This is a genomic window from Streptomyces paromomycinus (assembly GCF_003865155.1).
Lineage (GTDB): Bacteria > Actinomycetota > Actinomycetes > Streptomycetales > Streptomycetaceae > Streptomyces > Streptomyces chrestomyceticus.
Window position 1 is genome coordinate 2,814,403 of the sequence record NZ_BHZD01000001.1, and the last position, 23,699, is coordinate 2,838,101.

Below are 23,699 nucleotides of genomic sequence, written 5' to 3' on the forward strand. Positions count from 1 at the left end.
CTTCCGCCGCCGTCGCCGCGCGTCCGGTGGACGGACCCGGACGACGGCTCCGGAGAACGGCAGCCGCTATGAGGGCGTCTCCCCCCGGATGACCGCCAGTACGCCTTCCAACTCGTCCGGCTTGACCATCACGTCGCGCGCCTTGGACCCCTCGCTCGGCCCGACGATGTTGCGCGACTCCATCAGGTCCATCAGCCGCCCGGCCTTGGCGAAGCCCACCCGCAGCTTCCGCTGGAGCATGGACGTGGACCCGAACTGGGTGGAGACCACCAGCTCAGCGGCCTGGCACAGCAGGTCCAGGTCGTCGCCGATGTCCTCGTCGATCTCCTTCTTCTTGGCCGTGCCGACGGTGACGTCGTCCCGGAAGACCGGCGCCATCTGGTCCTTGCAGTGCTGGACGACCTGCTGGACCTCGTCCTCCTGGACGAAGGCGCCCTGCATCCGCACGGGTTTGTTCGCGCCCATCGGCAGGAACAGGCTGTCGCCCTTGCCGATCAGCTTCTCCGCGCCCGGCTGGTCGAGGATGACCCGGCTGTCGGCGAGCGAGGAGGTCGCGAACGCCAGCCGGGACGGCACGTTCGCCTTGATCAGACCGGTCACCACGTCCACCGAAGGACGCTGGGTGGCCAGCACCAGGTGGATGCCGGCGGCGCGCGCGAGCTGGGTGATGCGGACGATGGAGTCCTCCACGTCGCGCGGCGCGACCATCATCAGGTCGGCCAGCTCGTCCACGATCACCAGCAGGTACGGGTACGGCGACAGGTCGCGCTCACTGCCCTCCGGCGGCTTCGCCTTGCCGCTGCGCACGGCCGCGTTGAAGTCGTCGATGTGCCGGTAGCCGTAGGCCGCCAGGTCGTCGTAGCGCAGGTCCATCTCGCGCACGACCCACTGCAGGGCCTCGGCGGCCTTCTTGGGGTTGGTGATGATCGGAGTGATCAGGTGCGGGATGCCCTCGTACGCGGTCAGCTCGACGCGCTTGGGGTCGACCAGCACCATCCGCACCTCGTCGGGGGTGGCGCGCGCCATCACCGAGGTGATCAGGCAGTTGATGCAGGACGACTTGCCGGAGCCGGTCGCGCCGGCCACCAGGATGTGCGGCATCCGCGCCAGGTTGGCCGAGACGTACCCGCCCTCGACGTCCTTGCCGAGGCCGACCAGCAGCGGGTGGTCCTCGCCCACCGACTCCGCCGAGCGCAGCACGTCGCCGAGGTTGACCATCTCCCGGTCGCTGTTGGGGATCTCGATGCCGACCGCGGACTTGCCGGGGATCGGGCTGATGATCCGTACGTCCGGGCTGGCGACGGCGTACGCGATGTTCTTGGCCAGCGCGGTGATCTTCTCGACCTTCACCGCGGGGCCCAGCTCGACCTCGTACCGGGTGACCGTCGGGCCGCGGGTGAAGCCGGTGACCGCCGCGTCGACCTTGAACTCCTGGAAGACGGTGGTCAGCGACTCCACGACGGCGTCGTTGGCCGCGCTGCGGGTCTTGCCGGGGCCGCCCCGGGTGAGCAGGTCCAGCGACGGCAGCGCGTAGGTGATGTCGTTGGACAGCAGCAGTTGCTCGGCCCGCGAGGGCAGCTCGCCGGACGGTTCCGGCGCGGACTTCGTGAAGTCCGGCACCGGGCCCGAGGGCTTGTCCGTGTCGCCCTGGCCCGGGGCGCGGGCGGGCGGCACCGCGCCGCTGTCCTGCTTCTTCCCGGGCGTGGGCCGCTCGTCGTCGCGGTGCTCACCGTCGTAGTGGTCACCGTCGCGGCGCTCGCCGGAGATGCTGCTGCTGAGGTCGGCGACCAGGGGCGAGGGCTGGACGCCGTGCAGGACGGCCCCGTCCAGCGAGGCGGCGGCCGCGGCGGCCACGTCGACGGCGTCCATGGGGCGGTCGGCGGGCTGCAGGGGCGTGCGGCGCCCGCGGCGGCGCTTGGCCAGCGCCGCCTCCTCTATGGCGTCCGGGTCGTCCGCGGGAGCCGTCCCGGCGGCGCGCCGCGCGCCCCGCCCGGACCGGTCGCGCCGGTCGTCGTACTCCTCGGGCTCGACGGCCACCGGCTCGGGCTCGTACACCTCGACCAGGCCCAGCCGGGCGCCGAGCAGCCGCAGCCGCTGCGGGATGGCGTTGACGGGTGTGGCGGTGACGACGAGCAGGCCGAAGACGGTGAGCAGCACCAGCAGCACCACCGCCAGGGTCTGGCCGACGGTGAAGATCAGCGGCTTGGACGCCGCCCAGCCGACATAGCCCCCGGCGTCCTGCACGGCCGCTATGCCGTCGTTCCGGCCGGGCGACCCGCAGGCGATCGCGACCTGCCCCAGGATGCCGATGACCAGGGCGGACAGGCCGATGACGATCCGTCCGTTGGCCTCCGGCTGCTCCGGGTGCCGGATCAGCCGCAGCGCGATGCCGCCCAGCAGTATCGGTACGACCAGGTCCAGGCGGCCGAAAGCGCCGGTGACCAGCAGCTGGACGAGGTCGCCGACCGGGCCGCTGAGGTTGGACCAGGTGCCGGCCGCGACGACCAGGGCGAGGCCGAGGAGCAGCAGCGACAGCCCGTCCTTGCGGTGCGCCGGGTCCAGGTTCTTCGCGCCGCGCCCGAAGCCGCGGAACATCGCGCCGACGGCGTGCGCCAGCCCGAGCCAGCAGGCCCGCACCAGGCGGTAGACGCCGCCGGTGGGCGACGGCGCGGGTCTCGGCGGCGCCTTCTTGGCGGCCGCCTTCTTCGCCGGCGCGCGCTTGGCCGGTGCGGTCTTCTTGGCGGGCGCCCTCCTGGCCGGAGCCGGCGCCTTCTTCGCCGGTGCTTTCTTCGCGGCGGCCTTCTTGGCGGCGCCCCCGGGCTGTCCGGCGCGCTGCTTCGAGGGGCCCGCCGTGCTCTGGGAACCCTTGCCGGACGTACGTGAGGCCATGGTGACGAGATTACAGGCGAGGGCCACAGTGACACGAGCGCTCGGCCCTTCACCCATTCGTGTCGCGCCCCGCGCCGGACACTTCACGCCGACGGCGCACGACACCGGCACCGCACACGGCTGGTGATGGCCCGTCAGGGCCGCGCGGGGCCGGGAACCCGCCACCGCGGCCCGCAGGCCGTCCAGCGGGCCGCTGGAGCGCCTGACGGCGCCTCGGCAAGGCGCGCGTCAGGAAGCGGCGTTGCCCGTACCGGGCTCCAGGGCGTCCAGCGCCCGCCGCAGTCCGGTGAGCTTGCGCTCCAGATGGGCCGCCGTCGCGATGGCCGCCGCGTCCGCCGACTCGTCGAGCTGCTTGGACAGCGCCTCGGCCTGCTCCTCCACGGCCGCGAGCCGGGCGGACAGCTCCGCGAGCAGCCCCGCGGGCTCCCTGGCCTCGTCCGCCGCGGCACGGCCGCTCTCCAGCTGCAGCCGCAGCAGCGTCGCCTGCTCCCGCAGTTGACAGTTCTTCATGTACAGCTCGACGAAGACCGAGACCTTCGCGCGCAGCACCCACGGGTCGAACGGCTTGGAGATGTAGTCGACCGCTCCCGCCGCGTAACCACGGAAGGTGTGGTGCGGGCCGTGGTTGATGGCGGTCAGGAAGATGATCGGGATGTCGCGGGTGCGTTCGCGCCGCTTGATGTGCGCGGCCGTCTCGAACCCGTCCATCCCCGGCATCTGCACATCGAGCAGGATCACCGCGAAATCGTCGGTGAGCAGTGCCTTGAGCGCTTCCTCCCCGGACGATGCCCGCACCAGTGTCTGATCGAGCGCGGAGAGGATCGCCTCCAGCGCCAGCAGATTCTCCGGCCGGTCATCGACCAGGAGGATCTTGGCCTTCTGCACCATGGCCCGTCCTCCTCGCCCCGGCAATGAACCGGACGCCGCCCCAGGGGACGGCTCTGTCATGCCGCCCGTCCTTGTGCCGGTCATCGTAGCCGCACCCCGCCTGTCGCCACACCCTGTCACCGCGATGTCACTGTGCACGTAGCACAAACGCAGCGAGAGACCAGAAGGTTCCCCGAATACCGCTCTCCCACACGTGGCCGGCCACACTGAGTCAACATGCGGGGAACCTTACGAGCCTCATTTGACGAACGTGTCACCGCGTGCGCATCCATTGCTCCATCACCGTCAGCAGGTGGTCGGTGTCCACCGGCTTGGTCACGTAGTCGGACGCCCCGGACTCGATGCTCTTCTCCCGGTCGCCCTTCATCGCCTTCGCGGTCAGCGCGATGATCGGCAGCCCGGCGAACTGCGGCATCCGGCGGATCGCGGCCGTGGTCGCGTAGCCGTCCATCTCCGGCATCATGATGTCCATCAGGACCAGCACCACGTCGTCGTGCTGCTCCAGGACCTCGATGCCCTCCCGGCCGTTCTCCGCGTACAGCACCGACAGCCCGTTCTGCTCCAGCACGCTGGTGAGCGCGAACACGTTGCGGATGTCGTCGTCGACGATCAGCACCTTCTCGCCGTGGAAGCCGCCGTCGAACCCGGCCGACACCAGGTCCTGGCCGTTGCCGATCCAGGGCTCCTCGACGGGCGGCCGCGCGGGCTCCTCCGCGGGCTGCGGCGCCGACGGCGCGGGCGCGGCCGGCAGCTCCGGCCGCGGCGCCTCGACGGCGGCCGGGCGGCGCCGCCGCCGGGCGATCCCCGGACCGGTGCCCGAGGAGGGCGCGACGCCGGCCTGTACGGCGTCCTCCGCGGCCTGCCGCCCGAGCTCCGCGTCGCGCGCCTCGGCGTCCATCGCCAGCCCGCCCGCGACCAGCTGCGGGTAGCCCTGCGGCGGCAGCCCGCCCGGGTTGTACGGCAGGTAGAGCGTGAACGTCGAGCCGCGGCCCGGCTCACTGGCGGCGTGGATCTCGCCGCCCAGCAGCCGCGCGATCTCCCGGCTGATGGACAGGCCCAGGCCCGTACCGCCGTACTTGCGGCTCGTGGTGCCGTCCGCCTGCTTGAACGCCTCGAAGATCACCCGCATCTTGCTGGACGCGATGCCGATGCCGGTGTCCGTCACCGAGAACGCGATCATGTCGGCGTCCGGCTCGCGCAGCGCGCCGTGCTCCAGCAGGTGCTCGCGGATGTCCGTCGGCACGTCGTCGCCGGCCGGCCGGATGACCAGCTCGACGGCGCCGCTGTCGGTGAACTTCACCGCGTTGGCCAGCAGGTTGCGCAGCACCTGGAGCAGCCGCTGCTCGTCGGTGTGCAGCGTGGCCGACAGCTCCGGGGAGACCCGTACGGAGAAGTCGAGCCCCTTCTCCGCGGTCAGCGGCCGGAACGTGGCCTCGACGTAGTCGACGAGCTGGACCAGCGCGATACGGGTCGGGCTGACGTCCATCTTGCCCGCCTCGACCTTCGACAGGTCCAGGATGTCGTTGATGAGCTGGAGCAGGTCGGAACCGGCGCCGTGGATGGTCTCGGAGAATTCGACCTGCTTCGGGGAGAGATTCCCCTCCGCGTTGTCGGCGAGCAGTTTGGCGAGAATCAGCAGCGAGTTCAGCGGCGTCCGCAGCTCGTGCGACATGTTCGCCAGGAATTCCGACTTGTAGCGCATCGAGACGGCGAGCTGCTCGGCGCGCTCCTCCAGAACCTGCCGCGCCTCCTCGATCTCGGTGTTCTTCACCTCGATGTCGCGGTTCTGCGCGCGCAGTTGCTCGGCCTTCTCCTCCAGTTCGGAGTTGGACAGCTCCAGCGCCTTCTGCCGGCTCTCCAACTCGCCCGAACGCTCCTTGAGTTGTTCGGTCAGCTCCTGCGACTGCTTGAGCAGCACCTCGGTCTTGGTGTTGACGGAGATGGTGTTGACGCTGGTCGCGATCATCTCCGCGATCTGGCTGAGGAAGTCCTTCTGGATCTGGGTGAACGGCTGGAAGGAGGCCAGCTCGATAACGCCGAGCACCTTGTCCTCGAAGAGCACCGGCAGCACGATCACATTGGCCGGCGGCGCCTCGCCGAGCCCGGAGGCGATCTTCAGATAGCCGGAGGGCACGTTCTCCACCAGGATGGTGCGCTTCTCCTCCGCCGCCGTGCCGATCAGGGTCTCCCCCGGCCGGAACGTCGTCGGCATGCTGCCCATCGAGTAGCCGTACGAGCCCATCAGCCGCAGCTCGTAGGCGCCCGGCTCGCCGCCGTCCGCGCCGATCTCGTTGCTGTCACCGGGCTGCGCGGCGAGGAAGAACGCGCCGTGCTGCGCCGAGACCGCCGGGGACAGCTCGCTCATGATCAGCGTCGCCACGTCCTTGAGGTCGCGGCGGCCCTGCATCAGGCCGGAGATCCGGGCCAGGTTGCCCTTGAGCCAGTCCTGCTCCTCGTTGGCCAGGGTGGTCTCGCGGAGTGTGGCGATCATCGTGTTGACGTTGTCCTGGAGCTCCAGGATCTCGCCCGCCGCGTCCACGTCGATCCGGACGTTGTGGTCGCCCAGGGTCACCGCCGCGGCGACGGCGGCGATCGCCCGCACCTGGCGGGTCAGGTTGCCCGCCATCTCGTTCACCGACTCCGTCAGGTCCTTCCAGGTGCCGGCCACGCCGCGCACCTGGGCCTGGCCGCCCAGCTGGCCGTCCGTCCCCACCTCGCGGGCCACCCGGGTGACCTGCTCGGCGAAGGAGGAGAGCTGGTCGACCATCGTGTTGATGGTCGTCTTCAGGGCCAGGATCTCGCCCCGCGCGTCGATGTCGATCTTCTTGGTCAGGTCGCCCTTGGCGATGGCCGTGGTGACCATCGCGATGTTGCGCACCTGGCCGGTCAGGTTGTTGGCCATCGAGTTCACCGACTCGGTCAGGTCCTTCCACGTACCGGCGACGCCGGGTACGCGGGCCTGGCCGCCCAGGATGCCGTCGGTGCCCACCTCACGGGCCACCCTGGTGACCTCGTCGGCGAACGACGACAGCGTGGTGACCATCGTGTTGACCGTGTCGGCGAGCTGCGCGACCTCGCCGCGCGCCTCGACCGTGACCTTCTTGGTCAGGTCGCCGTTGGCGACCGCCGCCGAGACCTGGGAGATGTTGCGCACCTGGATGGTCAGGTTGTTGGCCATCAGGTTGACGTTGTCGCTCAGGTCCTTCCAGATGCCGGTGACACCCGGGACGCGGGCCTGGCCGCCCAGCTGGCCCTCCGTACCCACCTCACGGGCGACGCGCGTCACCTGCTCGGCGAAGAGCGACAGCTGGTCGACCATCGTGTTCACGGTCGTGACCAGTTCGAGGATCTCGCCCTTGGCGTCGACGGTGATCTTCTTCGACAGGTCGCCGCGCGCGACCGCGGTGGTCACCTCGCCGATGCTGCGTACCTGGGACGTCAGGTTGTTCGCCATGAAGTTGACGGACTGGGTGAGGTCCTTCCACGTACCGCTGACGCCCTGCACCTCGGCCTGACCGCCGAGGATGCCCTCGGTGCCCACCTCGCGGGCGACGCGCGTCACCTGGTCGGCGAACGACGACAGCTGGTCGACCATCGTGTTCAGGGTGTTCTTCAGCTCCAGGATCTCGCCCCGGGCGTCCACGTCGATCTTCTGCGACAGGTCGCCGCGGGCCACCGCCGTCGCGACCTGCGCGATGTTGCGGACCTGGGCGGTCAGGTTGCCCGCCATGCCGTTCACCGAGTCGGTCAGGTCACGCCAGACACCCGCCACGCCCGGCACCTGCGCCTGGCCGCCGAGCCTGCCGTCCGTCCCCACCTCACGGGCCACTCTGGTGACCTGCTCCGCGAAGGCGGAGAGCTGGTCGACCATCGTGTTGATGGTGTTCTTCAGCTCCAGGATCTCGCCGCGCGCGTCGACGTCGATCTTCTGCGACAGGTCGCCGCTCGCGACCGCCGTCGTCACCTGGGCGATCTGCCGCACCTGGGACGTCAGGTTGCCCGCCATGAAGTTGACGGAGTCGGTCAGTTCCTTCCACGTACCGCTGACGCCGTCGACCCGGGCCTGACCGCCCAGCCGGCCCTCGGTGCCCACGTCCCGGGCCATCCGGGTGACCTGGTCGGCGAACGAGGACAGCTGGTCCACCATGGTGTTCACGGTGTTCTTCAGCTGGAGCATCTCGCCGGACACGTCGACGGTGACCTTCTGCGACAGGTCGCCGTTCGCGACCGCCGTCGTCACCTGCGCGATGTTGCGCACCTGGCCGGTGAGGTTGCGGAACGCGGTGTTGACGGAGTCCGTGAGGTCCTTCCACGTCCCCGCGGCGCCCGGCACGGCGGCCTGGCCGCCCAGCTCGCCCTCGACACCGATCTCCCGCGCGACGCGCGTCACCTCGGCACCGAACGAGGACAGCTGGTCCACCATGGTGTTCACGGTGTTCTTCAGTTCGAGCATCTCGCCCGCGACGTCGACCGTGACCTTCTGCGACAGATCACCGTTCGCGACCGCCGTCGTCACCTGCGCGATGTCCCGGACCTGCCCCGTCAGGTTGCGGAAGGCGTTGTTCACCGAGTCGGTGAGGTCCTTCCACGTCCCCGCGGCGCCCGGCACCTGCGCCTGACCGCCGAGCTGGCCCTCGGCACCGACCTCGTTGGCGACCCGCGTGACCTCGTCCGCGAAGGTACGCAGCGTCTCGGTCATCGTGTTGATCGTGTCGGCCAGCTGCGCGACCTCGCCGCGCGCACTGACCGTGACCTTCTGCGACAGGTCGCCGTTGGCGACCGCCGTGGTCACCTGGGCGATCCCGCGCACCTGGGCGGTGAGATTGCCGGCCATCAGGTTGACGGAGTCCGTGAGGTCCTTCCAGACCCCCGCGACGCCCGGGACCTGCGCCTGGCCGCCCAGCTCACCCTCCGTACCGACCTCGCGCGCCACCCGGGTGACCTCGGAGGCGAACGAGGAGAGCTGGTCCACCATCGTGTTGACGGTGTTCTTCAGCTCCAGCATCTCGCCGGCGACATGCACGGTCACCTTGCGTGACAGATCGCCCTTGGCGACCGCGGTGGTGACCAGCGCGATGTCCCGCACCTGCGCCGTCAGCCGGGACGCCATCGTGTTGACGGACTCGGTCAGGTCCTTCCAGGACCCGGACATGCCGCGCACCCGCGCCTGCCCGCCGAGCTTGCCCTCCGTACCGACCTCGCTGGCGACCCGCGTCACCTCGTCGGTGAAGGCCGACAACTGGTCCACCAGGCCGTTGACCGTGCGGCCCACCTTCAGGAACTCGCCGCGCAGCGGGTGCGCCGAGGTCCCGTCCGTACCGCGCGAGCGCAAGTCCATCCGCTGTTCCAGGTCGCCCTCGGACACCGCGGAGAGCACCCGGCCCACCTCGGACACCGGCCGTACGAGATCGTCGACCAGGGCGTTCGAGGCGTCGATGGCCGCGGCCCAGGACCCCTCACAGGCCCCGGCCTCCAGCCGTTCCGTGAGTTTTCCCTCACGGCCGACGACCCGGCGCACCCGCGCCAGCTCTCCCGTCAGGTGCAGATTGCGGTCCGCCACCTCGTTGTAGACAGCGGCGATCTCCGACATCGCCCCGTCGCCGGAGACCGTCAGCCGCTTACGGAAATTCCCGTCCCGCATCGAGACCAGAGCAGCCAGCAGCCGGTTCAGCGCAGCCGTATCCACCTCAGTCGTCCCGTTGCTCCGGGAACGTCCGCCTTTCGCGCGCGTGCTCGTGCCCCGCGCCGCTGCGCCAGACTCCACCGTGTCCCTCCCGCAGGGTCGACCGTTCTACCCGGGCCTTCTCTTTGAGCTTGCCCAGTGTTTCACCATGGCCCAACCAGGCCATAACAGTTCGGCAGCATCGCATACCGTCCCGAAGCACGATCGGGGCGCAAACAGACGTGACCGGCATCCGCACGCGCGGCGAAGGTAAGTAACCTGGCATCCGGCTGTCCACCCGCCCTGGCCGTCCAGCACGGGCAGTGGGCGAGCACACCAGGCTTTCGGAGGGGCGCCGCCATGGTGGGAGAGCAGATCACCGACACACGCATGAGGAGACCAGTGATCACCGCGCGGGCCGCTGCCACGTTCGAGCCGGTCGGCCGCTCGGTCGCCACCGCCCGCGCCTTCGTGCGCGACACCCTCCAGGGCTGGGGCTACGGCGACATCGTCGACGACGCCGTCGTCCTGACCAGCGAACTGGTCACCAACGCCGTCGTCCACGCGGGCACCGCCGCCGACGTACTGTGCCTGCGCACGGACACCGGCGTACGCATCGAGGTCGCGGACCGCTATCCGGAGCGCGAGATCCCGCTGCAGAATGCCGGGCGCGCGTTCGCCCATCCGGACCGCGAGGGCGGCCGCGGACTGCTGCTGTGCGGCGCGCTGGCCAGCCGCTGGGGCGTGGAGTACACCGCCTCCCAGAAGCACGTGTGGTTCCAGCTCGACCTGCCCGAGCGCCCGGCCGGCACCCGCTCGGCGGGCCCCGCCCTGCCCGTGGACGCCCTGCCGGTCGCCGACAGCCGGGTCCGCGTCGCCGTCGTCCAGGTCGACCGCGGCGGCTGCATCAGCTTCTGGAACGAGGACGCCCGGGACCTCTTCGCGTACGACCCCGAGCAGGTCGCCGGCAAGCCCCTCACCGACTTCGCGGCCTGGCCGCACACCCCCGGCACGGGCACCGGCATCGCCGAGGCCCTCCAGCTCTCCCGCTGGGAGGGCTCGTACGGCATACGGGGCGCCGACGGCCGGGTCGTCCCGGTGTACGCCTCCCACCTGCGCGTCCGCGACGCCGACGGCGAGCCGTACACGGTCTGCCTCCTGGTGCGCGACCACGAGCGCGCCGTCCTGCAGAGCCCGCTGCGCACGCCCGCCCCCGACCAGGCCGCCCAGCCGCCCGAGGGCCGCGGCCCCGCCGACCCGTTCGAGGTCTTCATCGGCTCGCCGGCCCCCGACGACCTGGACGGCCTGCTCCAGCGCACGGTCGAGCGCGCCCGTGACATGCTCGACGGCGACGCCGCGTACCTCCTCCTGGCCACCGACGACGAGACCGAGCTGGAGGTACGGGCCTCCACCGGCCTGCCCTCCGCCCGCCAGCGCTTCGCCCGGGTCCCCGTCGAGGCGGGCTCCGGACGGTACGGCTCCGCCCGGATGCCGGCCGTCCACGAGGACCTGACCGCCGTACCGGGCGCCGTACCGCTGCTCTCCGGTACGGGCATGCGCTCGGTCGTCACGGTCCCCCTGAAGGTCGAGGGCCGCCTGACCGGCTCCCTGGGCGTCGCCGCCGAAGCCCCCGGCCGCTACACGAACGAAGAGGCGCTGCGCCTCCAGTTCGCCGCCGACCGCATCGCGCTGGCCGTCGAACGGGCCCGCCTGACCGAGCTGGAACGGCTGCGCCGCGGCTCCCTCTCCTTCCTCGTCGAAGCGTCCGACCTGCTGGCCGGCACCCTCGACCGGGACCAGACGCTGGCCCTGATGGCCCAGATGACCGTCCCCACCCTCGCCACCTGGTGCGCCGTCTACACCGTCGCCGACCAGGCGTCCGAACCGGAGCTGTCCTACGTCCTGCACGAGGACGAGGACCGCATCGACGGCCTCAAGTCGCTCCTGATGAAGGTCGACCCGCCCGAGCCGGTCCCCACGCCCGGCGCCCGCCTGTGGAACGCGCCGACCGACGCCGCCCACGACGCGGCCCTGCGCACGTCCCTGCGCAGCCTGGGCCTCGGCAACTCGGCCCGCCCCTCCAAGGGCCCCGGCGCCACCCTCGCCACCGCCTCGGCGGTGGGCGGCGAGACCGTCGTCCTGCCGCTGGTCGCCCGCAACCGCGTCATCGGCATGCTCACCCTCGGCAAGCCCAGCGAGGAACACTTCCGCCAGGAGATCCTGGAACTCGCCGAGGACCTCTCCCGGCGGGCCGCGCTCGCCCTGGACAACGCGCGCCTGTACTCGGAACGCACAGCCATCAGCCAGTCCCTCCAGCGCAGCCTGCTGCCCCCGGAGCTGCCCGAGGTCCCGGGCGTCGAGGTCGAGGTCATCTACCGCGCGGCCGGCGAGGGCAACGAGGTCGGCGGCGACTTCTACGACCTCTTCCCCATCCGGGACGGCGCGTACGGCTTCGCCATCGGCGACGTCTGCGGTACGGGCCCGGAGGCCGCCGCCGTCACCGGCCTGGCCCGGCACGCGCTGCGCCTGCTCGCCCGCGAGGGCTTCGGCGGCCCCGCCGTCCTGGAGCGGCTGAACGCCGCGATCCTCGACGAAGGCGCCCGCAGCCGCTTCCTGACGCTCCTCTACGGGGAGCTGTGGCCGCAGCGCGACGGCAGCGCCGTCCTGAAGGTCGTCTGCGCGGGCCATCCGCTGCCGCTGCGCCTGCGCCAGGACGGCACGGTCGAGCCGGCCGCCGAGCCACAGCCCCTGCTCGGCGTCATGGACGACCTGGAGCTGTACGAGCAGACCGTCACGCTCGACCCGGGTGATGTCCTGCTGTGTGTCACCGACGGCGTCACCGAGCGCCGCGAAGGCACCCGGATGCTGGGTGACGACGGTCTCACGGACGTGCTGACGACCTGTACAGGTCTGACCGCCGGCGCCGTGGCCGCGCGCATCCTGCGGGCGGTGGAGCGCTTCGCCGCCGAACCGGCGTCCGACGACATGGCCATCCTCGCCATGCGTGTCCCCGAGGTCCCGCTCGACGCGTGACCCGGGGGCCCGCCGGGCGGGGCCGCCGGGCCCTCCCTTTCCTCATTCGGCGCATACGAAAAAGGCCCCCGCCGTACGGCGGGGGCCTTTCCCTCTGGAGCCCCAATACGGAATCGAACCGTAGACCTTCTCCTTACCATGGAGACGCTCTGCCGACTGAGCTATTGGGGCCGGCAACGAGGAAAACTCTACCCGAACTCGTCCGATAAACCGAATCAAGAAGCGCCCACCCGGAAGAGTGGCCACCCAGCGCACGCCACTCTCCCGCAAAAGGGACTTTCAGAACGCCGGCTGCGGCGCCGGACGCAGCAGTCCGCCGAGTGCGTTGCAGGCACCGGCCATCTTCTGCAGTTCGCGTCGCGACAGCTCGGGGCGTACCGGGAGCGCGAGCGTCTCGTCCACGGCCCGCTCGGTCTGCGGCAGGAACACGTCCCGCCGCAGCCCCGGCAAGCGGTACACGGGCGCCTGTACGGGCACGCGGCAGGCGACGCCACGGGAGCGCAGGGCTCGCGCGAAGGCGTCGCGGTCCGGCCGCCCGTTGCCCGGCACCCGCACGACGTACTGCTCGTAGGTGTGGCCCGCGACGGCGGACGGCGTCAGCACGCCGGTGAGCCGTTCGTCCAGGTAGGCGGCGCGGTCCCGCCTGCGCCGTACGTCGTCCTGGTCCGGCCGCCCGGCACCGGGCTCGTCGGCGGCGACGACCAGCAGGCCGTAGCGCTGCCCGGTCTCGCGTATCCAGCCCATGTCCGCGGGCCGCCCGAAGCGGTGTACGGCGACGACGGCCGCCGTGCGCGGCGTGACCGCGTCGGCCACCGCGGCCGGGTCGAGACAGAGACTGTCGGCGTCCACGTCGGCGAAGACCGGCAGCGCGCCCAGTTCGACGACCGCCTCGGCGGTCTCGCGGCTGCCGAACGCCGGCACCACCACCTCATCGCCTTCGCGGACACCGGCCGACCTGAGCGTTTCCACTGTCCCCATGCCATGGAGCCTGACCACTTGAAGTGAACATGAAGTAACGCGCAGCATTGCACCACGAAAACAAAAAAACTCCGGTCCCTGAACCAGAGGTTCAGGAACCGGAGCTGAAAAATTGTTCGGCGGCGTCCTACTCTCCCACAGGGTCCCCCCTGCAGTACCATCGGCGCGGAAAGGCTTAGCTTCCGGGTTCGGAATGTAACCGGGCGTTTCCCTAACGCTATGACCACCGAAACCCTATCGGGTTCAAGCGAACAAGCACACTCTTCAATTAAAGAATGAAACAGTGGAACTTGGTTCAACCGACGCTGCGACTGTTCGCAACCCGGGAACCACACAGTGGACGCGAGCAACTGAGGACAAGCCCTCGGCCTATTAGTACCAGTCAACTCCACCCGTTACCGGGCTTCCATATCTGGCCTATCAACCCAGTCGTCTACTGGGAGCCTTACCCTCTCAAGGAGGAGGGAGCCCTCATCTCGAAGCAGGCTTCCCGCTTAGATGCTTTCAGCGGTTATCCTTTCCGAACGTAGCCAACCAGCCATGCCCTTGGCAGGACAACTGGCACACCAGAGGTTCGTCCGTCCCGGTCCTCTCGTACTAGGGACAGCCCTTCTCAAGACTCCTACGCGCACAGCGGATAGGGACCGAACTGTCTCACGACGTTCTAAACCCAGCTCGCGTACCGCTTTAATGGGCGAACAGCCCAACCCTTGGGACCGACTCCAGCCCCAGGATGCGACGAGCCGACATCGAGGTGCCAAACCATCCCGTCGATATGGACTCTTGGGGAAGATCAGCCTGTTATCCCCGGGGTACCTTTTATCCGTTGAGCGACGGCGCTTCCACAAGCCACCGCCGGATCACTAGTCCCTACTTTCGTACCTGCTCGACCCGTCAGTCTCACAGTCAAGCTCCCTTGTGCACTTACACTCAACACCTGATTGCCAACCAGGCTGAGGGAACCTTTGGGCGCCTCCGTTACTCTTTAGGAGGCAACCGCCCCAGTTAAACTACCCACCAGACACTGTCCCTGATCCGGATCACGGACCCAGGTTAGACATCCAGCACGACCAGAGTGGTATTTCAACAACGACTCCCCCGCCACTGGCGTGACGAGTTCACAGTCTCCCACCTATCCTACACAAGCCGAACCGAACACCAATATCAAGCTATAGTAAAGGTCCCGGGGTCTTTCCGTCCTGCTGCGCGAAACGAGCATCTTTACTCGTAGTGCAATTTCACCGGGCCTATGGTTGAGACAGTCGAGAAGTCGTTACGCCATTCGTGCAGGTCGGAACTTACCCGACAAGGAATTTCGCTACCTTAGGATGGTTATAGTTACCACCGCCGTTTACTGGCGCTTAAGTTCTCAGCTTCGCCCTGTCGAAACAGAGCTAACCGGTCCCCTTAACGTTCCAGCACCGGGCAGGCGTCAGTCCGTATACATCGCCTTACGGCTTCGCACGGACCTGTGTTTTTAGTAAACAGTCGCTTCTCGCTGGTCTCTGCGGCCACCACCAGCTCAGAGTGCAAGACTCATCACCAGCAATGGCCCCCCTTCTCCCGAAGTTACGGGGGCATTTTGCCGAGTTCCTTAACCATAGTTCACCCGAACGCCTCGGTATTCTCTACCTGACCACCTGAGTCGGTTTAGGGTACGGGCCGCCATGAAACTCGCTAGAGGCTTTTCTCGACAGCATAGGATCATCCACTTCACCACAATCGGCTCGGCATCAGGTCTCAGACTTCATGCACGACGGATTTGCCTACCGTGCGTCCTACACCCTTACCCCGGGACAACCACCGCCCGGGCTGGACTACCTTCCTGCGTCACCCCATCACTCACCTACTACCACCTTGGGTCAGCGGCTCCACCACTCCCCTTTGTCCGAAGACTCCAGGGCGGCTTCACGGCCTTAGCATTAATGGATTCGATGTTTGGCGCTTCAAAGCGGGTACCGGAATATCAACCGGTTGTCCATCGACTACGCCTGTCGGCCTCGCCTTAGGTCCCGACTTACCCTGGGCAGATCAGCTTGACCCAGGAACCCTTAGTCAATCGGCGCACACGTTTCCCACGTGTGTATCGCTACTCATGCCTGCATTCTCACTCGTGAACCGTCCACAACTACCTTCCGGTGCTGCTTCACCCGGCACACGACGCTCCCCTACCCATCACAGTCCCCGTTAGGAGTACATACTGCAATGACACGACTTCGGCGGTGTGCTTGAGCCCCGCTACATTGTCGGCGCGGAATCACTTGACCAGTGAGCTATTACGCACTCTTTCAAGGATGGCTGCTTCTAAGCCAACCTCCTGGTTGTCTCTGCGACTCCACATCCTTTCCCACTTAGCACACGCTTAGGGGCCTTAGTCGATGCTCTGGGCTGTTTCCCTCTCGACCATGGAGCTTATCCCCCACAGTCTCACTGCCGCGCTCTCACTTACCGGCATTCGGAGTTTGGCTAAGGTCAGTAACCCGGTAGGGCCCATCGCCTATCCAGTGCTCTACCTCCGGCAAGAAACACACGACGCTGCACCTAAATGCATTTCGGGGAGAACCAGCTATCACGGAGTTTGATTGGCCTTTCACCCCTAACCACAGGTCATCCCCCAGGTTTTCAACCCTGGTGGGTTCGGTCCTCCACGAAGTCTTACCTCCGCTTCAACCTGCCCATGGCTAGATCACTCCGCTTCGGGTCTTGGGCACGCTACTTGGGCGCCCTCTTCGGACTCGCTTTCGCTACGGCTTCCCCACACGGGTTAACCTCGCAACATACCGCAAACTCGCAGGCTCATTCTTCAAAAGGCACGCAGTCACGACACAAGAACAAGTTCTTGCGCGACGCTCCCACGGCTTGTAGGCACACGGTTTCAGGTACTATTTCACTCCGCTCCCGCGGTACTTTTCACCATTCCCTCACGGTACTATCCGCTATCGGTCACCAGGGAATATTTAGGCTTAGCGGGTGGTCCCGCCAGATTCACACGGGATTTCACGGGCCCCGTGCTACTTGGGTGTCTCTTAAACGAGCCGCTGACGTTTCAGCTACGGGGGTCTTACCCTCTACGCCGGACCTTTCGCATGTCCTTCGCCTACATCAACGGTTTCTGACTCGTCCCACAGCCGGCAGACTGCAGAAAAGAGATCCCACAACCCCGCACTGGCAACCCCTGCCGGGTATCACACCAATACGGTTTGGCCTCATCCAGTTTCGCTCGCCACTACTCCCGGAATCACGGTTGTTTTCTCTTCCTGCGGGTACTGAGATGTTTCACTTCCCCGCGTTCCCTCCACATACCCTATGTGTTCAGGTATGGGTGACAGCCCATGACGACTGCCGGGTTTCCCCATTCGGACACCCCCGGATCAAAGCTCGGTTGACAGCTCCCCGGGGCCTATCGTGGCCTCCCACGTCCTTCATCGGTTCCTGGTGCCAAGGCATCCACCGTGCGCCCTTAAAAACTTGGCCACAGATGCTCGCGTCCACTGTGCAGTTCTCAAGCAACGACCAGCCACCCATCACCCAGACCGTTACAGCCTGGTGCACTGGGGCCAGCGTTTGAAGGGCGAGCAACGCTCGCACCCTCAGACACCCAACAGCGTGCCCGACACAACCAGCCGACCGATCACGTTCCACGCCGAAGCAGTACTAACGATCCATCAACCGAGTGTGCCGAGTAGTCAACGTTCCACCCATGAGCAACCAGCACCGGACATTCGCCGATGTTCTGGCCTCTGACCAACCGAAGTTGGTAAGAAGTGCTCCTTAGAAAGGAGGTGATCCAGCCGCACCTTCCGGTACGGCTACCTTGTTACGACTTCGTCCCAATCGCCAGTCCCACCTTCGACGATTCCCTCCCACAAGGGGTTGGGCCACCGGCTTCGGGTGTTACCGACTTTCGTGACGTGACGGGCGGTGTGTACAAGGCCCGGGAACGTATTCACCGCAGCAATGCTGATCTGCGATTACTAGCGACTCCGACTTCATGGGGTCGAGTTGCAGACCCCAATCCGAACTGAGACCGGCTTTTTGAGATTCGCTCCACCTCGCGGTATCGCAGCTCATTGTACCGGCCATTGTAGCACGTGTGCAGCCCAAGACATAAGGGGCATGATGACTTGACGTCGTCCCCACCTTCCTCCGAGTTGACCCCGGCAGTCTCCTGTGAGTCCCCATCACCCCGAAGGGCATGCTGGCAACACAGAACAAGGGTTGCGCTCGTTGCGGGACTTAACCCAACATCTCACGACACGAGCTGACGACAGCCATGCACCACCTGTACACCGACCACAAGGGGGACCCTGTCTCCAGGGTTTTCCGGTGTATGTCAAGCCTTGGTAAGGTTCTTCGCGTTGCGTCGAATTAAGCCACATGCTCCGCCGCTTGTGCGGGCCCCCGTCAATTCCTTTGAGTTTTAGCCTTGCGGCCGTACTCCCCAGGCGGGGAACTTAATGCGTTAGCTGCGGCACGGACGACGTGGAATGTCGCCCACACCTAGTTCCCAACGTTTACGGCGTGGACTACCAGGGTATCTAATCCTGTTCGCTCCCCACGCTTTCGCTCCTCAGCGTCAGTATCGGCCCAGAGATCCGCCTTCGCCACCGGTGTTCCTCCTGATATCTGCGCATTTCACCGCTACACCAGGAATTCCGATCTCCCCTACCGAACTCTAGCCTGCCCGTATCGAATGCAGACCCGGGGTTAAGCCCCGGGCTTTCACATCCGACGTGACAAGCCGCCTACGAGCTCTTTACGCCCAATAATTCCGGACAACGCTTGCGCCCTACGTATTACCGCGGCTGCTGGCACGTAGTTAGCCGGCGCTTCTTCTGCAGGTACCGTCACTTGCGCTTCTTCCCTGCTGAAAGAGGTTTACAACCCGAAGGCCGTCATCCCTCACGCGGCGTCGCTGCATCAGGCTTTCGCCCATTGTGCAATATTCCCCACTGCTGCCTCCCGTAGGAGTCTGGGCCGTGTCTCAGTCCCAGTGTGGCCGGTCGCCCTCTCAGGCCGGCTACCCGTCGTCGCCTTGGTAGGCCATTACCCCACCAACAAGCTGATAGGCCGCGGGCTCATCCTGCACCGCCGGAGCTTTCCACACGGAGATCATGCGATCCCGTGTCGTATCCGGTATTAGACCCCGTTTCCAGGGCTTGTCCCAGAGTGCAGGGCAGATTGCCCACGTGTTACTCACCCGTTCGCCACTAATCCCCTCCCGAAGGAGGTTCATCGTTCGACTTGCATGTGTTAAGCACGCCGCCAGCGTTCGTCCTGAGCCAGGATCAAACTCTCCGTGAATGTTTACCCGTAATCGGGTCAACACACACGAGAGCGGAACAGGAAGCGGAATAGGCTTCCCGTTCACAGCGTCCTCGCTGTGTGTGCCACCCGCACCGCTCGGGTGCTGGTGGGCTTTTCAAAGGAACCTCATCCTCCGGCGTGTGCCGGTGGACGGGGTATCAACATATCTGGCGTTGACTTTTGGCACGCTGTTGAGTTCTCAAGGAACGGACGCTTCCTTTGTGCCTGTTTCACCAGGCTCTCCGGGCGCTTCCCTTCGGTCTTGCGTTTCCGACTCTATCAGATCCTCGCGGTCCTGATTTCCGCCGGTGCGTTTCGACCTTTCGGCTTCTTCGCGGTTCCAACCTTACCAGATCCGTTCGGCGTTTCCGCTTTCCGTTTCCGGCTCCCTGCTGGAGCGGGGCGGCCGTCCGGCTCTCGCTTTTCGGCCTTTCCGACTCTATCAGATCCGACTTTCGGTCCGTTTCCGGTCCGAATTCGTTTCCGATGATTGTCGGAGGGTTTTGCCTTTCGGCTGTTCCGACGCTACCAGATTTCTCTGGGCCGGAATTCCGCCCCGTCAGGGAGGTGCACCGGACGCGCAGGCGTACCGGGTTCCCCTTCAGGCGGAGCCGTAAACGTACTGGAGCGGGGCGCCCGGATGCAAATCCGGTTGCCCCGCTCCTCGTACCTGTGCAGGCGGCCCCTGGGGGTCAGACCTCGACGACCACCGGGAGGATCATCGGGCGCCGGCGGAAGTTGTCGGAGACCCACTTGCCGATGGCCCGGCGGACCAGCTGCTGGAGCTGGTGCGGCTCCGCGACGCCGTCCTGGGCGGCCTTGGCGAGGATCTCGTCGATCTTCGGCATCACCGCGGCGAAGTCCGCGTCGTCGATGCCCGAGCCGCGGGCCTGGATGTGCGGTCCGCCGACGATCTTGCCGGTGCTGGAGTCCACGACCAGGAACACCGAGATGATGCCCTCGTCGCCGAGGATGCGGCGGTCCTTGAGGGAGGACTCGGTGACGTCGCCGACCGACAGCCCGTCGACGTACACGTAGCCCGCCTGGACCTTGCCGACGATCTTGGCGACGCCCTTGACCAGGTCGACGACCACGCCGTCCTCGGCGATGACGATCCGGTCCTTGGGGACGCCGGTCAGCGCGCCCAGTTCGGCGTTGGCGCGCAGATGGCGCCATTCGCCGTGCACCGGCATCAGGTTCTTCGGCTTGCAGATGTTGTAGAAGTACAGCAGCTCGCCGGCCGAGGCGTGGCCCGAGACGTGCACCTTGGCGTTGCCCTTGTGGACGACGTTGGCGCCCCAGCGGGTCAGGCCGTTGATGACGCGGTAGACCGCGTTCTCGTTGCCCGGGATCAGCGACGACGCGAGGATCACCGTGTCGCCGGGGACGATGCGGATCTGGTGATCGCGGTTGGCCATCCGGGACAGGGCCGCCATCGGCTCGCCCTGGGAACCCGTGCAGACCAGCACGACCTCGTCGTCCGGCAGGTCGTCGAGGGTCTTGACGTCGACGACCAGCCCGGCCGGGACCTTCAGGTAGCCCAGCTCGCGGGCGATGCCCATGTTGCGGACCATCGAGCGGCCCACGAAGGCGACCCGGCGGCCGTACTCGTGTGCCGCGTCCAGGATCTGCTGGATGCGGTGCACATGGCTGGCGAAGCTGGCCACGATGATGCGCTTCTGGGCGCTCGCGAAGACCTGGCGCAGCACGTTGGAGATGTCGCGCTCGGGCGGGACGAAGCCCGGGACCTCGGCGTTCGTGGAGTCGGACAGCAGGAGATCGATGCCCTCCTCGCCCAGCTTGGCGAACTTCGGGAGGTCGGTCAGGCGGCGGTCCAGCGGGAGCTGGTCCATCTTGAAGTCGCCGGTGTGCACGACCATGCCCGCGGGGGTGCGGATGGCGACCGCGAGGGCGTCCGGGATGGAGTGGTTGACCGCGACGAACTCGCAGTCGAAGGGGCCGATGGCCTCCGTGTCGCCCTCCGCGACCTCCAGCGTGTAGGGCCGGATGCGGTGCTCCTGGAGCTTCGCCTCGATGAGGGCGAGGGTCAGCTTGGAGCCGATCAGCGGGATGTCCGGCTTCTCGCGCAGGAGGTAGGGGACACCGCCGATGTGGTCCTCGTGGCCGTGCGTGAGCACGATGCCGTCGATGTCGTCGAGGCGGTCCCTGATGGACGAGAAGTCCGGCAGGATCAGGTCGATTCCGGGCTGCTCCTCCTCCGGGAAAAGCACTCCGCAGTCGACGATCAGCAGCCGGCCGCCGTATTCGAAGACCGTCATGTTGCGGCCGATCTCACCCAGGCCGCCGAGGGGGGTGACGCGCAGGCCGCCCTTGGGGAGCTTCGGCGGCGCGCCGAGCTCGGGATGCGGATGACTCAAAAGACTCTCCTCACCACACACGCCACGTCGCCGTGAGGCACACGTGGCGCGCATGACATTCGTGCACTTGCGGTTTGGCGGTTGTTTTCCGTGTTCAGTTGTGAAGTCTGTGGTTACAGCTGTACCCCGCCGGCGGCGAGATCGCGCTTGAGCTGCTCGGTCTCGTCCGCGGACAGTTCCACCAGCGGCAGGCGCAGCGGCCCGGCGGGCAGGCTCTGGAGCCCGAGCGCGGCCTTGGTCGTGATGACGCCCTGGGTGCGGAACATGCCGGTGAAGACGGGCAGCAGCTTCTGGTGGATCTCGGTGGCCTTGGTGACGTCACCGTGCAGGTGGGCGTCGAGCAGGGCGCGCAGCTCGGGCGTGACGACATGGCCGACGACCGAGACGAAGCCGACGGCGCCGACGGACAGCAGCGGGAGGTTGAGCATGTCGTCGCCGCTGTACCACGCGAGGTTCGAGCGGGCGATGGCCCAGCTGGCGCGGCCGAGGTCGCCCTTGGCGTCCTTGTTGGCGACGATGCGCGGGTGCTCGGCGAGCCGCACCATGGTCTCGGTGTTGATCGGCACACCGCTGCGGCCGGGGATGTCGTAGAGCATGACCGGCAGGTCGGTGGCGTCCGCAATGGCGGTGAAATGCCGGAAGAGACCTTCCTGCGGGGGCTTGCTGTAGTACGGCGTGACAGCGAGCAGGCCGTGGGCCCCGGCGTCGCGCGCGGCGCGGGCCAGCTGCAGGCTGTGGTCGGTGTCGTTGGTGCCGGCTCCGGCGACGACGAAGGCCCGGTCTCCGACCGCATCCACCACGGCCCGGACCAGCTGGGCTTTCTCCGCATCGCTGGTGGTCGGTGACTCACCGGTGGTGCCGTTGACGACGAGACCGTCGTTGCCGGAGTCCACCAGGTGCGCGGCGAGCTGCTGCGCACCGTCGAGGTCGAGAGCGCCATCCGCCGTGAACGGCGTGACCATGGCGGTCAGCACCCGCCCGAAGGGGGTCTGCGGTGTGGAAGTCGGAGCCATGGGCACCACGCTACTCGTAGCTCACCTCGGGTCGCGCCCCTGGGGAGCCGGGATGTGGACTCCGGCACTGCTTGCTCGGGGGTTCAAGCAGTGCCGGGTCCGTTTCTTCAGCGTAGATGAACTTCTCAAAATGCCGCAATACGGACACCTGGCACGTCTGTGCGGTCCGCCAGGGCTCCGGACGGCGGTGACCGGTCCGCGCACCGGTCCGGCGGCTCGCCCGCGGGACCGGGGCCTTACGGGGCGATACGGCCGTTGGCGTTGAAGGAGGCGTGGGTGAGCGGCATCAGGCGGACCCAGTGGGCCTCCATCTGCTCGCCGACCATCTCGATCTCGCGCTGCGGGAAGGACGGTACGGCCGCGAGCTCGTGCTGCGTCCGCAGGCCGAGGAAGTGCATCAGCGAACGGGCGTTGCAGGTCGCGTACATCGAGGAGAACAGACCGACCGGCAGGACCGAGCGGGCCACCTCGCGGGCGACGCCGGCGGCCAGCATCTCCTGGTACGCCTCGTACGCCTGCCGGTAGGAGTCCTCCATGACCTTGCCGGCCAGCGCGTGCTGCTCGGGGGTGCCCTCGACGAACTCGTACTTGCCGGGGCGGCCCTGCTGGACGAGCTTGCGGGACGCGCCGGGCACGTAGAAGACCGGTTCGAGCTGACGGTAGCGGCCGGACTCCTCGTTGTAGGACCAGCCGACGCGGTGCCGCATGAACTCACGGAAGACGAAGATCGGCGCGCTGATGAAGAAGGTCATCGAGTTGTGCTCGAAGGGGCTGCCGTGCCGGTCCCGCATCAGGTAGTTGATCAGGCCCTTGGAGCGCTCCGGGTCCTTCTGGAGCTCCTCCAGCGACTGCTCGCCGGCGGTGGAGACACGGGCCGCCCACAGCACGTCACTGTCCGCGGCGCTGTGCTTGACCAGCTCGACCGTCACCTCGCTCCGGAAGCTGGGGGCCGTGCCTTCGGATGCTTCGACACTCTCGGCGGGGGTAGGTGACACCGACGGTTCCTTCCGTTCATTCCACGTGGCGCGCCCCAGCCTACGGCCCGCCACCGACAGTCCCGGAAATGCGGCGGGATACCGCGTACCGTACAAAATCGGACGCTGTTGCGCCCGGCCCGTCCTGCGGTTGATATTTTTCACAGAACTTGCAGAAAACGGGCACCAAACGGACGCGACAGACGTCTAACCCTGTGACAGTGCCCACTTCGAGGTTCCAAGGAGAGCCCGCTCATGTTCCGCCGGCGAGAGCCAGTGCCGTTCGCCTTCGTCGCCGAGGCCGACCGGTTCCGCAGCAATGTCGCGCCCCCGCCCCGAGAACGCGTCAGTCGTGCCCAGCTCGCGGGCCGGTCCCTGATCGGCCTGACGGTCGTCGGCGGTCTCGCCGGCGCCCTGCTGCTCGGCGTCCCGGCGCTCCAGCAGGAGACCGGCGGCGTCGGCACGCACCAGTCCGAGGCGGCCCACGGCCGCTGATCCGGCCGGGCGGTCCGCGCGCTGTCGTCGCGCGTGCCGCCCGGCACGGAGTGGTTCCGGCACGTAAGTCTCGATAACCTCA

9 protein-coding genes, 1 tRNA gene and 3 rRNA genes are annotated in these 23,699 nt (G+C 67.3%); 2 read left to right on the forward strand and 11 right to left on the reverse strand.

Annotation, left to right across the window (positions count from 1 at the left end; translation table 11 throughout):
• Positions 1 to 66 precede the first annotated feature (66 nt).
• From OEIGOIKO_RS11265 to OEIGOIKO_RS11275, 3 genes are all read right to left on the reverse strand, one after another.
• Positions 67 to 2,889, reverse strand: coding sequence for a DNA translocase FtsK (locus tag OEIGOIKO_RS11265; protein WP_174857151.1), 2,823 nt, complete (start codon positions 2,887 to 2,889; stop codon positions 67 to 69).
• 228 nt (positions 2,890 to 3,117) lie between these two features.
• Positions 3,118 to 3,777, reverse strand: a complete 660-nt coding sequence (locus OEIGOIKO_RS11270) for a response regulator (protein ID WP_031008240.1) — start codon at positions 3,775 to 3,777, stop codon at positions 3,118 to 3,120.
• Between the two features lie 253 nt (positions 3,778 to 4,030).
• Positions 4,031 to 9,541, reverse strand: coding sequence for a HAMP domain-containing protein (locus OEIGOIKO_RS11275; protein WP_125053929.1), 5,511 nt, complete (start codon positions 9,539 to 9,541; stop codon positions 4,031 to 4,033).
• Between the two features lie 288 nt (positions 9,542 to 9,829).
• On the opposite strand from OEIGOIKO_RS11275, the gene OEIGOIKO_RS11280 reads away from it, so the two are divergent.
• Positions 9,830 to 12,472 (forward strand): SpoIIE family protein phosphatase, encoded by a 2,643-nt coding sequence (locus tag OEIGOIKO_RS11280; protein WP_246177310.1) that lies wholly within the window; start codon positions 9,830 to 9,832, stop codon positions 12,470 to 12,472.
• A 95-nt stretch (positions 12,473 to 12,567) separates the two neighbouring features.
• Here OEIGOIKO_RS11280 and OEIGOIKO_RS11285 read toward each other — a convergent pair.
• The 8 genes from OEIGOIKO_RS11285 to thyX all read right to left on the reverse strand — a co-directional run bounded on the left by OEIGOIKO_RS11285 (position 12,568) and on the right by thyX (position 23,143).
• Positions 12,568 to 12,643: transfer RNA gene (locus tag OEIGOIKO_RS11285), tRNA-Thr, on the reverse strand.
• Between the two features lie 108 nt (positions 12,644 to 12,751).
• Positions 12,752 to 13,450, reverse strand: coding sequence for a DegT/DnrJ/EryC1/StrS family aminotransferase (locus OEIGOIKO_RS11290; RefSeq protein WP_125053930.1), 699 nt, complete (start codon positions 13,448 to 13,450; stop codon positions 12,752 to 12,754).
• 114 nt (positions 13,451 to 13,564) lie between these two features.
• A 5S ribosomal RNA gene (rrf, locus tag OEIGOIKO_RS11295) occupies positions 13,565 to 13,681 on the reverse strand.
• Positions 13,682 to 13,802: 121 nt separating this feature from the next.
• Positions 13,803 to 16,924: ribosomal RNA gene (locus tag OEIGOIKO_RS11300) — 23S ribosomal RNA — on the reverse strand.
• Positions 16,925 to 17,225: 301 nt separating this feature from the next.
• Positions 17,226 to 18,754 (reverse strand): 16S ribosomal RNA (locus OEIGOIKO_RS11305).
• The 16S, 23S and 5S rRNA genes sit together here, the layout of an rRNA operon.
• 695 nt (positions 18,755 to 19,449) lie before the next feature.
• Positions 19,450 to 21,135, reverse strand: a complete 1,686-nt coding sequence (locus tag OEIGOIKO_RS11315; RefSeq protein ID WP_125053932.1) for a ribonuclease J — start codon at positions 21,133 to 21,135, stop codon at positions 19,450 to 19,452.
• Between the two features lie 113 nt (positions 21,136 to 21,248).
• Positions 21,249 to 22,148 carry a 4-hydroxy-tetrahydrodipicolinate synthase gene (gene dapA, locus OEIGOIKO_RS11320; protein ID WP_125053933.1) on the reverse strand — a complete coding sequence of 300 codons (900 nt, stop codon included), beginning with the start codon at positions 22,146 to 22,148 and terminating at the stop codon, positions 21,249 to 21,251.
• A 236-nt stretch (positions 22,149 to 22,384) separates the two neighbouring features.
• Complete coding sequence (gene thyX, locus OEIGOIKO_RS11325) at positions 22,385 to 23,143, reverse strand: FAD-dependent thymidylate synthase (RefSeq protein WP_125053934.1); 759 nt, start codon at positions 23,141 to 23,143, stop codon at positions 22,385 to 22,387.
• A gap of 234 nt (positions 23,144 to 23,377) precedes the next feature.
• On the opposite strand from thyX, the gene OEIGOIKO_RS11330 reads away from it, so the two are divergent.
• Entirely contained in the window at positions 23,378 to 23,617 is a 240-nt protein-coding gene (locus tag OEIGOIKO_RS11330; protein WP_030023054.1) for a hypothetical protein, read from the forward strand.
• Positions 23,618 to 23,699: the final 82 nt, after the last annotated feature.

What these genes read in the sequence shown, in the direction of transcription:
- OEIGOIKO_RS11265 (WP_174857151.1), bottom strand. Translation starts at nt 2,889, where the DNA reads ATGGCCTCACGTACGTCCGGCAAGGGTTCCCAGAGCACGGCGGGCCCC.
- OEIGOIKO_RS11270 (WP_031008240.1), bottom strand. Translation starts at nt 3,777, where the DNA reads ATGGTGCAGAAGGCCAAGATCCTCCTGGTCGATGACCGGCCGGAGAAT.
- OEIGOIKO_RS11280 (WP_246177310.1), top strand. Translation starts at nt 9,830, where the DNA reads ATGAGGAGACCAGTGATCACCGCGCGGGCCGCTGCCACGTTCGAGCCG.
- OEIGOIKO_RS11290 (WP_125053930.1), bottom strand. Translation starts at nt 13,450, where the DNA reads ATGGGGACAGTGGAAACGCTCAGGTCGGCCGGTGTCCGCGAAGGCGAT.
- dapA (WP_125053933.1), bottom strand. Translation starts at nt 22,148, where the DNA reads ATGGCTCCGACTTCCACACCGCAGACCCCCTTCGGGCGGGTGCTGACC.
- OEIGOIKO_RS11330 (WP_030023054.1), top strand. Translation starts at nt 23,378, where the DNA reads ATGTTCCGCCGGCGAGAGCCAGTGCCGTTCGCCTTCGTCGCCGAGGCC.